The following is a 13,994-nucleotide window of genomic DNA, read 5'->3' on the forward strand; positions in this document are numbered from 1 at the left end:
ACCAGGCATTAGATAATGCCATCAGCCAGCAAAGCTCGCTAGCTTATGCCTATGGTGACACGACTTGACGACTCCGGCAGGCTCCTCAAAAAGAAATGATTAGATAAGGGGCCTGAAACTTAGCCCCAGAGACAGATTGCCCCTGTAGCTCCGGCGGCAGCAAAATGTTGCGGCGCTGATCGCCCGCCTCAATCGTCACTTCCGGCCCATACTGGGTCAGCTTCACCTGTCGCTTGTCAAAGCTGGGCAAGAACAACCGCACTTGTCGGCTCGCCACGTCTACAGCCACCGGGCGCGGCATCTGCATGGCCTGATCAAAGTTGGGCATAGCCTCGGTCAGCGGCTGCCATTCTGAGGGCTGCCAAGCAGGCACGGGGCTAATGGCTAACGGAGCAAATTCAGATGCTTGAATCTCACCTGGGCTGGCCATACTGGCAATCACGCCTCCTACGGTCAGTCCCACTTGCTGAGCGCTGCCCCAGAGATAGCGCGCCGTGGCGATCGCTGCTGGATTTGGCGTCGTTACCAAATAGGCCGCCACTCGCGCCGGATCGTTAACTGCCTGCCGTCCCTGGGCCATCAGGTCATTGACCTGGTTGGTTTGCTGATCGACCAGGCTGCCTGACCAATCTACGTTGAGCACAGCGCTGGCGACAGGCTGCACGAAGGGAGACAGGGTCCTGCCTAAATCAGAGTTTTGAAATACCTGGCGAAAGCGACGAATGTACCAGCTCAAAATCTCCGGCATACCCCACATCCGCAGCATGGTGATACCGCCTAAACCATCGTAGACGATGGCATCATAATGGCCGCTGGCGTCATATTCTCGCAGCGCGTTGAGCGCTAAAGCGCTGTCCATTCCCGGCAAAATGCCCAGTTCTTCGCCGTAAACCGCTTTGAAAAAAGGCGTCCGCAAATACTGAGCTTCTAAGGCTTTGAGCTGTTCCCAGCTCTGCTCCAGCAGCGCCGCCGACTGAAACTGCACCACCTCTATGTGAGCTTCCAACGGCTGCGGTTCGATGCTGAGGTCAAAGTTCAAAAGCTGACCCGGCACCGGACTGGGATCTTGAATTGCCAGCAAAACTCGTTTGCCCTGCTGAGCCAGACGCTTAGCAGCCGCGATCGCGCTCAGCGTGCGCCCGGTGCCGCCCTTGCCGAGAAATGTCAGAATAAAGGCCATTGTGATTGTTAAGCTGGCTTCAGTTCGTCTTCAAAAAACCAGGTACTAAAGTTGTCATCAAATTTAACCACGACACCTACGCCGCTGCCATCCACCATTTTGTACTGTTCAATCACGCCAGTTTGACCTAGACGCTGACCAATCTCAGGGGAGACCCGATCCCGGAGCCGATAGACCTTTACCCGTTGTCCAATTTCCATACCTAATTTTGCCAGATTTGCCACAATCACTACTACTCAAACCACTCCACAGTTTATCAGCGTCTTGGCCCTAATTGGAGAATTTGCAGCACCTCGGCTTGATCCGAGATAAGGTTTAGTGAATTAATGGAAAGTCAGCAGACATTGACCTTTCCTGACACGGCTTGAAATGACGGTTGCGATTGATTTTGGCACGAGCAATACGGTACTGGCCCGCTGGAATACAGCCACGCAGCAGCCTGAAACCCTGTCTTTAGCTGTCCTAGCCCAGCAGCTCGGTGACAATCCGCCGCTGATTCCGAGCCTGGTTTATGTCAAGGATGCGCAGACTCCAGAGGTGGTTATTGGTCAGGCCGTCCGCGATCGCGGCCTGGATTTGGCTCAAGACACCCGCTTTTTCCGCAACTTCAAGCGCGGTATTGGCACCAATATTCAGGGCTTCCTGCCGGATCTCGACGGTCAGGTGCTGAGCTTTGAGCAGGTGGGGCAGTGGTTTATTCAGCAAGTCCTGCAGCAGCTTGCGGCCGCCGATGAATCGCCGGAATCTTTAATTTTTACGGTGCCGGTAGACAGCTTTGAAGCCTATCGCAGCTGGCTGGGACAGGTCTGTCAGAGCCTGGATATTCAGCAGGTAAGAATGCTAGATGAGCCAACAGCCGCCGCTTTAGGCTATGGATTAGCTGGGGGTGAAACCCTGCTGGTGATTGACTTTGGCGGGGGCACGCTGGATCTTTCCCTGGTGCAGCTCGCAGCCCCAGCCAGCGGTAAACCGTTGGGCTTTTTGCTCAAGTGGGGCCAGCAGTCTCTAGCCCAAAAGTCAGGCCAGCAGGTACAGACAGCGAGAGTGCTGGCTAAAGCAGGGGAAGCTGTAGGCGGTGCCGACATTGATCACTGGCTGACAGACTACTTTGAACAAACCCAGGGCATTGCCCCCAGCCCTTTGACGTTACGCATGGCTGAGCGGCTGAAAATTAAGCTCTCTAGCCAGGAGCAGGCGACCGAGGTTTACTTCAATGACGAAACCTTAGAAAGCTACGAACTGTCCCTAGAGCGATCGCAGCTAGAGACAATTCTGGGTGAAAACCAGTTTTTTCAGCGCCTCGATCGCAAGCTGGAACAGGTACTCCAGCAGGCCCAGCAGCAGGCCGTAGCGTCGGAGCAAATTGACGCGGTGCTGTTAGTAGGCGGTACAGCCCAAATGCCCGCCGTCCGCAACTGGATTCAGCGCCATTTTCCAGCAGAAAAAATTCGCAGCGATCGCCCGTTTGAAGCGATCGCCCACGGTGCTCTGCGGCTGCAGCAGGGCGTTGAGGTTGAAGACTTTCTCTATCACAGCTACGGCATTCGCTACTGGGATCGGCGGCAGAACTGCCATAGCTGGCATCCTATTATTCGGCAAGGTCAAGCCTACCCGATGGAAAAGCCAGTGGAACTGCTGCTAGGAGCCTCGACTGAAAACCAGCCCAGTATTGAGCTAATTCTAGGGGAACTGGGAGATGAGGAAACCCGCACTGAAGTCTATTTTGAAGGCGATCGCCTAGTGACCCGTCAAATTCGCAGCGGCGCGACCCAGGTACAGCCCCTCAACGATCGCGCTGGCGCCCGCACAATCGCCACCCTCGATCCGCCGGGCTTTCCGGGCAGCGATCGCGTTCGGGTCTATTTCCGCATTGATGCCGATCGCTTTCTGCGGATTACGGTGGAGGACATTTTGACTAATCGCTTCCTGCTCAGCGATCAGGCCGTCGTGCAGCTCAGCTAGTCACCAGTTACGTTTGCTGGGAACGGCAGCGTAACGACATGCAAACCAAAGTGTACTAAAATTTCCTTTGATTTAGAAAGTTGTCGGTAAGACATAAAAAGACAAAATGGTGAATGCGTCGCAGCAATTAGACCGAGTTTCAACGGGAATTGCATCTTTAGACAGCATTCTGCAAGGGGGGCTACCTAAGGGGGAGCTTTATGTTGTCAATGGTGTTCCGGGCAGCGGAAAGACTGTTTTAGCACTGCATTTTTTACAGGCTGGAGCTCAAGCTGGCGAAAAGGTGCTTTGTATTGCGCTTTCCCAGCGGGTAGAGAGCTTGAAGCAAACCGCTTTCTCCGTCAATATTCAAACAGATAAAATTCTCTTTCAAGAATTGAGCAGTGCTCAAGCCCTGAAATACATTACAGAACGCCAAACCATCTTTGATACCTCAGAGATTGAGCTAGAAGATACGATGACTGCCTTTGCGCAGACCATCGAAGAGGCCCAGCCCAGCCGAGTCGTCTTTGACAGTATTTCCTACCTGCGACTGCTCGCTAACGATCCGCTTACTTATCGGCGGCAGATCTTAACCCTACGAGACTATTTATCGAGTCGTGACATCACCGTCATGCTCACCGACACGCAAGAACTGGCCCCTGGGGATAAAGAACTTGAGGCAATAGCACACGGTGTTATTCGTCTTTCAACAGTTGTGACCGACTACGGCGATATGCGCCGCTATTTATACATCGCCAAAATTCGCGGCAGTAATTACCGCCAGGGCAATCACGACATGAAAATTTCTGAGCAGGGTCTGCGGGTTTATCCAATCCTGTCAGAGAAAACTACTCCAATAGACTTTGAGGGCGAAACGGTTACCAGCGGCGTTAAAGAACTTGATATTTTGCTTGGCGGTGGTTTGCAAACAGGGACATCCTGTTTGCTGCTGGGTCCTTCCGGAACCGGTAAGACTTCAACCGCCACGCTGTTTGCTCAAAACTTTATGCGTCAAGGGGCCAAGGCTAGTTTTTTCCTGTTTGACGAGCTAGTGCATACCCTGAAGCAGCGCTCTGCTGGCCTGGGCATGGATCTTGCTCCTTTCATCGAGCAAGATCAGGTACGCTTCCATGAAATAAACTTGAACGGCATTACGCCGGGTAGACTGCTCAATCGGATACGACGAGACGTGATTGACTGGGGCGCGAAGCTGGTCATTATAGATACCCTAACCGGGTACTTCAATTCCATGCCTAGCGAGCAATATCTGCTGACTCAAATGCATGAGCTGCTGCTATTTCTCAGCCGTCAGGGAGTGCTATCTTTTTTGGTTGTGGCGCAGCACGGTGTTGTCGGCTCCAATTTGGAAGTTCCAGTAGATATCAGCTATCTAGCTGACACCGTTCTGCTACTACGGCACTTTGAGGCAGAAGGCAGTTTACGGCAGGCCATCAGCGTCTACAAAAAGCGCTATGGCTCTCACGAAAAACGAATTCGTGCTCTCAATTTTCAGCCTAATGGCATCCAGGTAGGCGAACCTCTCAGCCAGTTCACAGGCATTTTGTCTGGAATGCCTAATTACGTTGGTGAGTCCCGCCAGTTGTTTCAGACAGATGACTAGCAATAGCCCAACTGCCCCATCTGAGATAAGTTCTGAGCGTATTGTTTTATCAGCTCAGGCTGGTCGCAATGCAGTCGTCCTGCGGCAAGTTCTGGAAAAACACGGCTTTGTCTGTCTAAATTCGCCCACCGTCCAGGCCGTCGCCGAGGCTATCTGTGATGAAGCTGCTTTAGTCGTGCTGACAGAAGAAGTGCTCGTCACTGAGAACACGGCGCGACAGCTGATTGAATATCTCAATCAGCAGCCAGAGTGGTCAGACATTCCGGTGATTCTTCTACTGAAGGACTGTCAGCGGTTTCCAGCCTGTCTATCCTTTGTGCATACCTTGAACTATGTGGGCAGCTTGGTACTGCTAGAAACGCCAATTAAGCCCCACGTTTTTATTTCCGTCGTTCAATCTTGCTTGCAAAATCGGCGGCGACAATATGCGCTACGAGATACTCTGCAGCAGCTTAGAGAAAGCAATCAGACTTTAGAAGATTTTTGCCACACTGCCGCCCACGAACTGCGATCGCCCTTGGGAATAGTGCAAACCAGCCTGAATATGCTGTCGTACAATTTTTCGGAGGAGAAGCGTCAGCGGTTTCTGCAGTTGGGACAGCGCAACGCAGCCAACCTAGATAGGACGCTCACTGCGCTGCTGGAATACGGCAAGCTCAAGTCTCGCAGCCGCAATATTTTTGAACCTGTAGACATGCAGGCTGTTCTCGACAATGCTGTGGCAGACCTTCAACCTCTCATCGCTGAACGGAACGCTGATGTGAGCTGGACGGAACTGCCAACGGTATACGGCAACTACTCTTTACTCAGCCAGCTTGTTGGCAATTTGATTAAAAATGCCATTGTGCACAACTCAGCCGAAATTCCTACAGTCCATATTTCAGCTCAAGAACTGGCTGATATTTGGCAATTTCAAGTCCTCGACAATGGCTTAGGCATTCCGACTGAGGATTTAGAAAAAATCTTTGTTCTTTTTCACCGCAGCCATCAAAGCTTGACACCGGGCAGCGGCATCGGGCTAGCGCTCTGTCGCCGCATCATCGATAGACATGAAGGTCGTCTTTGGGTGAGCTCTGAACCAGGGCAGGGCAGCACCTTTTACTTTGAGCTGCCTATCTCTGAAGCACCTATCGACGATCAGACTTAAGCGTTTAGCTCCCTATGACCGATTGATAGTTTTAGGTCGTAGCGGCTTTTTGAAGGCTTTGACCGCCGAAATATACTGGCTGAGGAAAGGTAAACCGCCCACTGCAGGTAAGAAATAGCGAGAGGTACAGAGCAAACCCAAAGCGGCTCCAGTCGCGGCGTCAAAGTAGGGTGCGTAAAAGGCAACCAGCGCCGCATCACGGGTGCCCACACCGGCAAAGGTCAGCGGCAACAGCCCGGCCAGAATTGCTAAGGGTGACAGGGCTAGGTTAGTCAGGAAAGGAGTATAAGCCTGCAAGGCCAAAATAAAGAACCAAATTTGCAGCAGGTGCAGGAACCAAATAAAGATAGAAGTGAGGGAAATCACCGCCAACTGCCGCGAATCGCCCCAGAAGTAATCGTGCATCTCGCTCCAGGAAACCTGCATGGTATGGAGCTTTTGCTTAATCTTTTTGGGGGCAATTCTCTTGGCGAGCTGAAAGAAAAACTGGGCAAAGGCTTTAGAGCCCAGCAGCAGCATCCCTAGAATGAGACCGCCAACGACCCCTACCGTCATCACCCAAAAGAGAAAGTCCTTTTGCGGGTAAAGTAGAAGGCCAAAAGCACACCACAGCAGCAGCGACAGCATATCGCTGGCCTTTTCAAACACCACGATGGACAGAGACAAAGAACCGCTGAGATTACCGCGATCGCGCATGAAATAGGCCTTAGCGATGTCTCCCATTTTGGAAGGTAGCACCATATTCAGCGTACTCGCCGCCAGGATCAGCTTGTTAGCTTCACCGAAGCCCAGCTTCGCCTTAGAGGGCACAATCTGCTGCAGCCGCCAGGAGGTCACCGCCGTAATCGGAATCACCATGCCTAAGCTAACCACCATCCACAGCGGATCAGAATTCTGAAACACGTCAATGAGATTAGCCACGTCAATCCGGGTATAAATGATGACCAGAATACCGAGGCTGACAACAAGAGAAATAATGCGTTTCATGACTATAGCGATCGCTCCACCTTCAGGGGTTGTCCGGGCTGTAGTTGACGAATTTGCGGCGTGAGATCGAGCCAGGGCTGTAGCTGACCGCGCTGGAAGGTGCGGCTCATCACCACGTAAATAGAAGTTTGATCTACCCCAATGCCGCCAGAAACCACCGCGTCCCAGTTATCCGTCCTCAGCTCATCAGTCACATGCCACTGGCCGTTTTGCCAGCGAAAGGCGCGGACAAACTCAAACGGTGCTGGCTTTTTGCCGGTAATCAGTACCTTTTGCAGCAGCTTGCGAATCAAATTGGGGAAAAAACGGCCCACCGTCAGCATCACCACCCGCAGAATCATCAGGTTCAGCGGTGTCATCTGTTTTTGCTTGGCCCAGCCTAGCGCTCCGCGAATTTGAATTTCGTCTTCACCTACCTGAATCTGATAGGGGCCAACCAGATGCCCCACGGCATTTTTTAGCTTGCCATCCTGCCGCACCAGCAGCGAAAACTGGGTATCCGAGGTGACGAGGTGCTCCCCCTGAAAAAACTTAAACGTGCCGCCTTTGTTCAGCCCTAGGTACAGCTTGGTGTCCTGCCGTTGATCGATCAGGATGCGGGCCTCTTCCAGCCAGACGCGCCCCGGAGCAGGCAGCTTTGTAGGGGGGCGATCGCGGACAAAGTCCCGCCAGGCCAGCAGATAGTTCCAGGTGTGATGGCCGACGATGTGGTCATCGGCATAGCAAGCGCCTAAACCTCTAGCTAGACCTTTCAAAAAGCGATCGTTGATACTGAGGGCTTCTGGCATCCACTGCCCGGCTAGCTCAAAGCCGTGGGGGAAGAAGTTGTAGGTGTTGCGGCTGGTGTACTCGCCGCCATAGGAGCCGTCAGGATGGACAAAGTAAGACGCGAGGATGATGCCTTTGGCGATCGCATCTTTGAGCTGAGCGCTAGGTCGCAACTGATAGAGTCGGGCCAGGCAGGAAATTGTCAGGGTGTGATAGCCCGGATCACAGCCTTCGTATTCCTGAAACCAGCCTTCCGGGTTTTGCCAAGAAAAAACCAAATCAATCCGTTGGCGAATGGCGGTTTCCCATTTTTGGGTCTGTAGTAGCCGTCCGGTGAGTTCCAGGCAAAGGGCAATCAGGGCTTGGTGATTTGTGAGACGACCGCTCTCTAGATGGTGGGCCAGCCAGTCCGCCCGCTTTTCAAAAAACTTCAGCGCGATCGAATTTTCTAAGCCCATGAGCTGATAGCTTTCTAGACAGGCCAGCAGCGAAAACGCCGCTGCTCCGCTAGCCCGCTCAAACGGGAAGTAGTCATCACAGGAACCATCAGCGTGAGCGCTTCTAGCCGCATAGACAATACCTGCCTCCACCCAGTCCCGCAGCTTTGGCTCCTGGTAAAACGGGTTGTCAGGGGAATTCGTGTCGTAGGCCAGCGCCAGCGGCCAGACAAACTCCTGAGACATGCCGCAGGGAAAGTCAATAATCTTGTACTGCCAGAAGTTGCGATCGAAGCAGCCATAGGTGGGGCTGTGGGGATTACGATCCTGCAGAGTCAAGATTTTGGGAATTTGGGCTAGGGCGGCTTGGGCAAACAAATCTCTAGTCATGCGTCTTTACTTTCTTACGCTGTAGATGGGCTTCAATTTCAGAGCGGCGCAGTCGGAGCTGAATATCTTCTAGCAGCTTGCGATTGACCGAGAGCAAATCTGCCACTAAGCCAAAGATGCAGAGCTGAAAACCCACCAAAATCAGAATGGCGGTCAGGATGAGGCTGGGAACGTGGGTGCGAGTCGTGTCAAATATAAAAAACAGCACCAGCCAGCGCACGCCCAGCAAGATGCCTGCGACCAGCGGAATTGCGCCCAGCCAGGTAAAAAACTGGAGCGGTCGGTAGGTGATAAAGATACGAACGATGGTCAGCAGCGATCGCTGCACGTAGGCCCAGATGCTCTTAACCAGGCGAGAGGGACGCAGATAGCCGTTAGTCCGAATCGGCACCGACACGATCGCCATGCCCTTCTGCCCGGCCTGAATGATGGTCTCTAGGGTGTAGGTATATTCGTTGAAGACATTGAACTGTAGCGCTGCCGTGCGGCTGAAGGCGCGGAAGCCACTGGGAGCATCGGCCACGGACGTATTGCTAGCAACTCGAACGGCCCAGCTGCCCAAGCCCTGCAGAAACTTCTTGATGGGTGAAAAGTGTTTAATCTGGCGAATGGGACGGGCCCCGACTACAATCTCTGCTTCGCCCCGAACGATTGGCTCTACTAGCCGGGGAATATCGCCAGCATAGTACTGATTGTCAGCATCGGTGTTGACGATGATGTCAGCGCCCGCTTTAAGACAGGCTTCCAGCCCCGCCATAAAACCTTTAGCTAATCCCTGGTTGTAATCAAAGCTAACAATATGGTCAACCCCCCATTCCCGCGCTACGTCTACGGTGCGATCGGTGCTGCCATCGTTGATAATTAGCCATTCAACTTGATCGATGCCGGGAATTTGGCGCGGTAGTTCTGAGAGCGTAACGCCGAGCGTGGCCTCTTCGTTGTAGCAAGGGATTTGAATAATCAGCTTCATCGTCGGCTAGTCATAAAAAACTTAATAACTGAATCTAAACTCAAATACTAATAGCGGTTCAACACGGATGGGGTTCTCAAGTCAAAAACTGAACTGATGTCCATGAGTTCGGCTGGGCAGAAACCATAAAGCGCCTGTTTCCTAGCAGCTTGATTGAACGGGGTAGTCTAGCCAACAGGCAGGAAACAACACTCTCCAGTTAAATAAAGCTGAACGCTGATTCAACTAGCGTTGTTATGAGCATACCGGGTGCATTTACTGGCATGAGCAAAGCTGTAATGAAGATGCCCGCTTTAGTGCATAAAGTTTTGAGTAAAAGTTCAGACCGCAAACTTTCTAATTAATCCTCAGCGTTTCTATGAAGCCTTTAGTTCACCGTACTAAGATTGTGGCCACGATGGGGCCAGCGACGCGATCGCGCGAAACGATCCGGCAAATGGCGCTAGCGGGCATGAGCGTAGCGCGGCTAAATTTTTCTCACGGCAGCTATGGCGACCACGCAGAAACGATTGCGCAACTGCGATCGGTTTCCCAAGAGTTAGAAACCCCGATTACGCTCCTGCAGGATTTACAAGGGCCAAAAATCCGAGTGGGACACCTACCAGGTGATCAGCCGCTAGAACTAAGCCCAGGGCAGCCGCTCATCTTAATGCCAGCGGCCAGCTATAAAGAGCAGGCGGGAACCGTTTCTATTGACTATCCGCATCTAGCAGCAGAGGCCCAGCCAGGAATGCAGATTTTAATTGATGATGGCCTGCTGGAGCTGCAGGTAGAAAAGATTCAGGCAGATCAGGTCTACTGCGAAGTGGTGGCGGGGGGCGAACTTAAAAGCCGCAAAGGGGTTAATTTACCCGCCCTCGATCTACGGCTACCGTCGCTGACTGAGAAGGACAAGCAGGATTTAGCCTTTGGCCTAGAGCAGGGAGTCGATATTATTTCCCTCAGCTTTGTGCGTCGGGGTGCAGACGTGCAGACGCTCAGGGAGCTAATCCAGCAGAGCGGCGCGGATGTGCCCATCCTGGCCAAGATTGAAAAACCGCAGGCGATCGCCAATCTAGAAGACATCCTCGCTGCCTGTGACATGGTGATGGTCGCCAGAGGAGACTTGGGGGTAGAAATGAAGCCGGAGAAGGTGCCGACCCTGCAAAAGCGTATCATCCGCGCCTGCAACCAGCGCAGCATTCCGGTGATTACGGCCACCCAAATGCTAGAGAGCATGATTTACAATCCGCGCCCGACTCGCGCTGAGGCCAGCGATGTCGCCAACGCCATTATTGATGGGACAGACGCGGTCATGCTCTCAGGAGAGTCAGCCATTGGCAAATATCCGCTGGGAGCCGTCAAAATGCTAGCCCGGATTGCGATTGACATTGAGCAAGACATTGAATTCGTTAACAATCCCCCAGCTAAGAATGACGAAACCCACGCCCTCAGCGAAGCGCTCAATACGCTAGACAGCATTCTAGATTTTCAGTGCATCGTCACCTTCACCACCACGGGCTACACGGCGATGATTGCCGCCGGCGAACGGCCCCAAGCCCCAGTCGTCGCCCTCACGCCTAACCGCGATGTTTACCACCGGCTCAACCTGGTTTGGGGGGTCAAGCCTGTACTGGTGGAAGAGGCGACAACAACTTTTGAGGATTTAGTCACTCAGGCCCAGAGTATTTTGCTAGAGCGTCATCTTGCTGAACCGGGAGACAAGGTGTTAATTATGGGCGGCATTCCCACCCGCACGCCCCAGGGTACCAACTTTCTCAAAATTCATACCCTGAGCTAGCGGTCGTTTACAGTCAATGCTTCAGCTCAGCGATCGCCGGTCTGTGCTGCGCCCAGGGATAGGCCGCCTCTAGCTGAGCTGCTAGGGATAGAAGCACGGTCTCCGCTGCCGGACGCCCCACAAGCTGAACGCCAACGGGTAATCCCCGCTCGTCAAATCCGGCTGGTAGCGACAGGGCTGGCTGGCCGCTGGCATTAAAGGGCGGACAGGGAGCAATCCAGTGAATAATATTTTCTAGAACTTGGGCCGGACGTAGCCGCTGCCACTGTCCCACCTCCACCGTCGGCGCCATATAGACAGGCAGCAGCAGCACATCGTAAGGCTGAGAAAATTTGACAATCTGACGGGCCACGACCTGCAGCTGGCTAACTGCTCGCAGGTAAGCACCGCTGTCAACTCGCTTCGCCCGCTTTAACAGCCAGCGGTTGACTCGCTCTAGGGCAAACCAGGGCACATTGGCTTCAGCAATGACGCACTGCCACACCACGGTAAACGGCTCAATCAGAGCGCTAAAGTCAGGACGACGGGTTTCCTCCACGGTATGCCCCAACTCTTCTAACCGGGTGGCCGTGTCTAAAACCGCCTGCCGACAGGTCGGGTGAGCTTCCCCAATGGGATCAAGGGCGGTGAGATAGCCAATGCGCAACTGCCCCGGCGATCGCCGCGTCCACGCTAGAAATGAAGGTTCTGGATCGGGTAGCCAGTAAGGATCGCCCACAATGTAGCCCGAAATTACATCCAGCAAAGCCGCTCCATCGGCCACGGTGCGGCTCAGCGGCCCGTTGCTGGCTAGGCCATTGAGCCGCTCCCCCACCGGCGCAAAGCTGACCCGTCCCCGCGACGGCTTGAGGCCGACTAGCCCACAGCAGCTAGCCGGGCCGCGCAGGGATCCCCCCCCGTCGGATCCCTGAGAGATAGCACAGAGTCCCGCCGCTAGCGCTGCCGCTGCGCCACCGCTAGAGCCACCCGGCGTATAGTCCAAATGCCAGGGATTGCGGGCGGGTGGAAATCCGGGTGGTTCAGTGTAGGGAAAAGAGCCTAGCTGAGAGGTGGCCGTCTTACCAAGAATGACAAAGCCTGCTTTGCGGAGCCGCTGCACCAGGGTATCGTCCTGCTCGGCTATGCGATCGCGGGCAAAGCGGATACCATAGCTACAGGGGACGCCTGCCACCGGGTTGAGGTCTTTCACCGAGATGGGAACGCCAAAAAATGGGGGCAAGTCGGCGGTGGCGGTTAGGGTCAGGTGTTCGGTTTTAGCCTTAGCATCCGCGATCGCGCGCTCGGCCATTACGGTAAAATAGCTGCCAAGCTGTGGGTTGAGCGCCTCGATCCGATCTAGATAAAGTTCGGCTAGCGCTAAAGGAGAGACTTCTCCAGAGCGTATAAGCTGAGCCTGCTGCAGCGCTGGCTGAAAGGCCAAATCGGTTAAATTCATTCACGTAGAAATTTATGCTTTTAGCATTTACCCACGATTTGGGTGGGATTTCCCTCCCTATTTTTAGGGTTAGCTAGCGGAAATATCTTTTATAACAAAAGAAGAGAGTCAGAGAACTTTGAGCTGCCGAGACGCTATGGATGTTTTATACCCCTCTGAGGACGCCCAGCAAATTTTGCAGATTGCGATCGCCAAAGATACTGAAGCGGGCGAACTGACCCGCGATCAGCTTTTAGAAATTGCGGGCGAACTGGGCATTGCCCAGTCAACCCTGGCGGCAGCAGAGCAAGAGTGGCAGCAGCGCAAAGGCGAAATCAGCGATCAGCGAACTTTCGACCGCTACCGGCAGCAGCGGTTTCAGCACCACCTGATTCGCTACACAGTGGTCAATATCTTCTTAGTCGCGCTGAATTTGCTGACGGGTGGCGGCCTGTCTTGGTCGCTTTATATCCTGCTAGCTTGGGGACTAGGACTCTCACTCCACGCTTGGCAAACTTACTGGCCAAGCCGTTTCAAGTACGAAGCTGAATTTCAGAAGTGGCGTCGCCGCCGCCACCTGCATCAGTCGTTCAACAACCTGATGAACCGATTTATTAAAGGCGTAGGCTAGAATGCTACGAGCGATCGCCACCGACTTACGCAACTGTGTCTGCAACTTCTGATTCTGACCCCAATTCTCAACCGCTCAAGCGTCGCTGTGTCTTGGTCTGTCAAAATCGCTCCTGCTTGAGAAGTGAAGCCGATCAGGTGCTAGCAGCTTTTCGGGCACAGACTGAGCTACCCGTATTTATCAGCCCCAGCGAATGTTTGGGGCAGTGTGGCTCCGGCCCGACCGTCAAAGTGATGCCCGATAATACTTGGTACTGCCGCGTCAAGGTCACTGACGTAGCCGAAATTGTGGAGCAGCATCTCAAGGGCGATCGCCCCGTACAGCGGCTGCTCCATCCCAGATTTCATCCCCAGTACGATGCTTACTCCTATCCGTCCGAGCAAAGCAGCCACTAGCTAGAGGCCGCTGCCGCCATCTTTTTCTCTAAAGCCAGCTTAGAGCGCTTAAACGGCTCCGGGATTTGCACCGGATAGTTGCCGGTAAAGCAGGCCGAGCAAAAGCTGTTGGGGTCTTGCTCAGTGGCTTCTAACATGCCTTCCCAGCTTAGATAGGCCAGAGAATCTACTTCAATCTGGGCCTCAATCTCTTTGACTGACTTGGTGGCGGCAATGAGCTGATCCTGATTGTCAGTATCAATGCCGTAGAAGCAGGGATGGGTCACAGGCGGCGAAGAAATGCGCATGTGGACCTCAGTCGCCCCCGCATCCCGTAGGGTTTTAACAATT

The 13,994-nt window shown here is 53.6% G+C and carries 12 protein-coding genes and 1 pseudogene; 6 read left to right on the forward strand and 7 right to left on the reverse strand.

All coding sequences use genetic code 11. The annotated features are described in order from the left end of the window. Positions 1–85: 85 nt before the first annotated feature. Both QJQ48_RS08135 and petP read right to left on the reverse strand, forming a co-directional pair. A complete protein-coding gene (locus tag QJQ48_RS08135; protein ID WP_346290721.1) occupies positions 86–1,180 on the reverse strand; it encodes a Get3/ArsA fold putative tail anchor-mediating ATPase NosAFP in 1,095 nt (364 codons plus the stop codon). Between the two features lie 8 nt (positions 1,181–1,188). Further along, positions 1,189–1,380, reverse strand: coding sequence for a cytochrome b6f subunit PetP (gene petP / locus QJQ48_RS08140; RefSeq protein WP_346290722.1), 192 nt, complete (start codon positions 1,378–1,380; stop codon positions 1,189–1,191). A gap of 169 nt (positions 1,381–1,549) precedes the next feature. Here petP and QJQ48_RS08145 point away from each other — a divergent pair, with 169 nt between their 5' ends. The 3 genes from QJQ48_RS08145 (at position 1,550) to QJQ48_RS08155 (ending at position 5,892) form a co-directional block, all read left to right on the forward strand. Continuing rightward, on the forward strand, positions 1,550–3,142 hold the full coding sequence (locus QJQ48_RS08145) for an Hsp70 family protein (protein WP_346290723.1): 1,593 nt from the start codon (positions 1,550–1,552) through the stop codon (positions 3,140–3,142). Between the two features lie 106 nt (positions 3,143–3,248). Beyond that, positions 3,249–4,745, forward strand: coding sequence for a DUF7125 family protein (locus tag QJQ48_RS08150; RefSeq protein WP_346290724.1), 1,497 nt, complete (start codon positions 3,249–3,251; stop codon positions 4,743–4,745). Next, positions 4,738–5,892: an ATP-binding protein gene (locus QJQ48_RS08155; protein ID WP_346290725.1), complete on the forward strand. Its 1,155-nt coding sequence runs from the start codon at positions 4,738–4,740 to the stop codon at positions 5,890–5,892. The genes QJQ48_RS08150 and QJQ48_RS08155 overlap by 8 nt, the downstream gene beginning before the upstream one ends. 12 nt (positions 5,893–5,904) lie before the next feature. Here QJQ48_RS08155 and QJQ48_RS08160 read toward each other — a convergent pair whose 3' ends face one another. Genes QJQ48_RS08160 through QJQ48_RS08170 form a run of 3 tightly spaced genes read right to left on the reverse strand, consistent with a single transcriptional unit; the run spans position 5,905 to position 9,444 of the window. Next, a complete protein-coding gene (locus QJQ48_RS08160) occupies positions 5,905–6,879 on the reverse strand; it encodes a lysylphosphatidylglycerol synthase transmembrane domain-containing protein (RefSeq protein ID WP_346290726.1) in 975 nt (324 codons plus the stop codon). A 2-nt stretch (positions 6,880–6,881) separates the two neighbouring features. Continuing rightward, the gene (locus QJQ48_RS08165) at positions 6,882–8,474 is read right to left on the reverse strand and encodes a hypothetical protein (protein WP_346290727.1); all 1,593 of its coding nucleotides are present in this window, start codon (positions 8,472–8,474) and stop codon (positions 6,882–6,884) included. Next, positions 8,467–9,444, reverse strand: a complete 978-nt coding sequence (locus tag QJQ48_RS08170) for a glycosyltransferase family 2 protein (protein WP_346290728.1) — start codon at positions 9,442–9,444, stop codon at positions 8,467–8,469. The genes QJQ48_RS08165 and QJQ48_RS08170 overlap by 8 nt, the downstream gene beginning before the upstream one ends. Positions 9,445–9,802: 358 nt before the next feature. On the opposite strand from QJQ48_RS08170, the gene pyk reads away from it, so the two are divergent. Beyond that, entirely contained in the window at positions 9,803–11,224 is a 1,422-nt protein-coding gene (gene pyk / locus QJQ48_RS08175) for a pyruvate kinase (RefSeq protein WP_346290729.1), read from the forward strand. Positions 11,225–11,237: 13 nt separating this feature from the next. On the opposite strand, the gene QJQ48_RS08180 is transcribed toward pyk, so the two are convergent. Beyond that, on the reverse strand, positions 11,238–12,659 hold the full coding sequence (locus tag QJQ48_RS08180) for an amidase (protein WP_346290730.1): 1,422 nt from the start codon (positions 12,657–12,659) through the stop codon (positions 11,238–11,240). A gap of 136 nt (positions 12,660–12,795) precedes the next feature. On the opposite strand from QJQ48_RS08180, the gene QJQ48_RS08185 reads away from it, so the two are divergent. Together QJQ48_RS08185 and QJQ48_RS08190 are read left to right on the forward strand one after the other, a co-directional pair. After that, complete coding sequence (locus QJQ48_RS08185; protein ID WP_346290731.1) at positions 12,796–13,269, forward strand: 2TM domain-containing protein; 474 nt, start codon at positions 12,796–12,798, stop codon at positions 13,267–13,269. Between the two features lie 35 nt (positions 13,270–13,304). Continuing rightward, a complete protein-coding gene (locus QJQ48_RS08190) occupies positions 13,305–13,664 on the forward strand; it encodes a (2Fe-2S) ferredoxin domain-containing protein (RefSeq protein WP_346290732.1) in 360 nt (119 codons plus the stop codon). Here the strand turns inward: QJQ48_RS08190 and QJQ48_RS08195 are convergent. Next, positions 13,661–13,994 (reverse strand): annotated as a pseudogene (locus QJQ48_RS08195) (amidophosphoribosyltransferase); the annotation flags it as partial. The gene QJQ48_RS08190 and the pseudogene QJQ48_RS08195 overlap by 4 nt on opposite strands.

The organism is Sphaerothrix gracilis Ecp01 (assembly GCF_030405905.1).
Lineage (GTDB): Bacteria > Cyanobacteriota > Cyanobacteriia > Phormidesmidales > Phormidesmidaceae > Sphaerothrix > Sphaerothrix gracilis.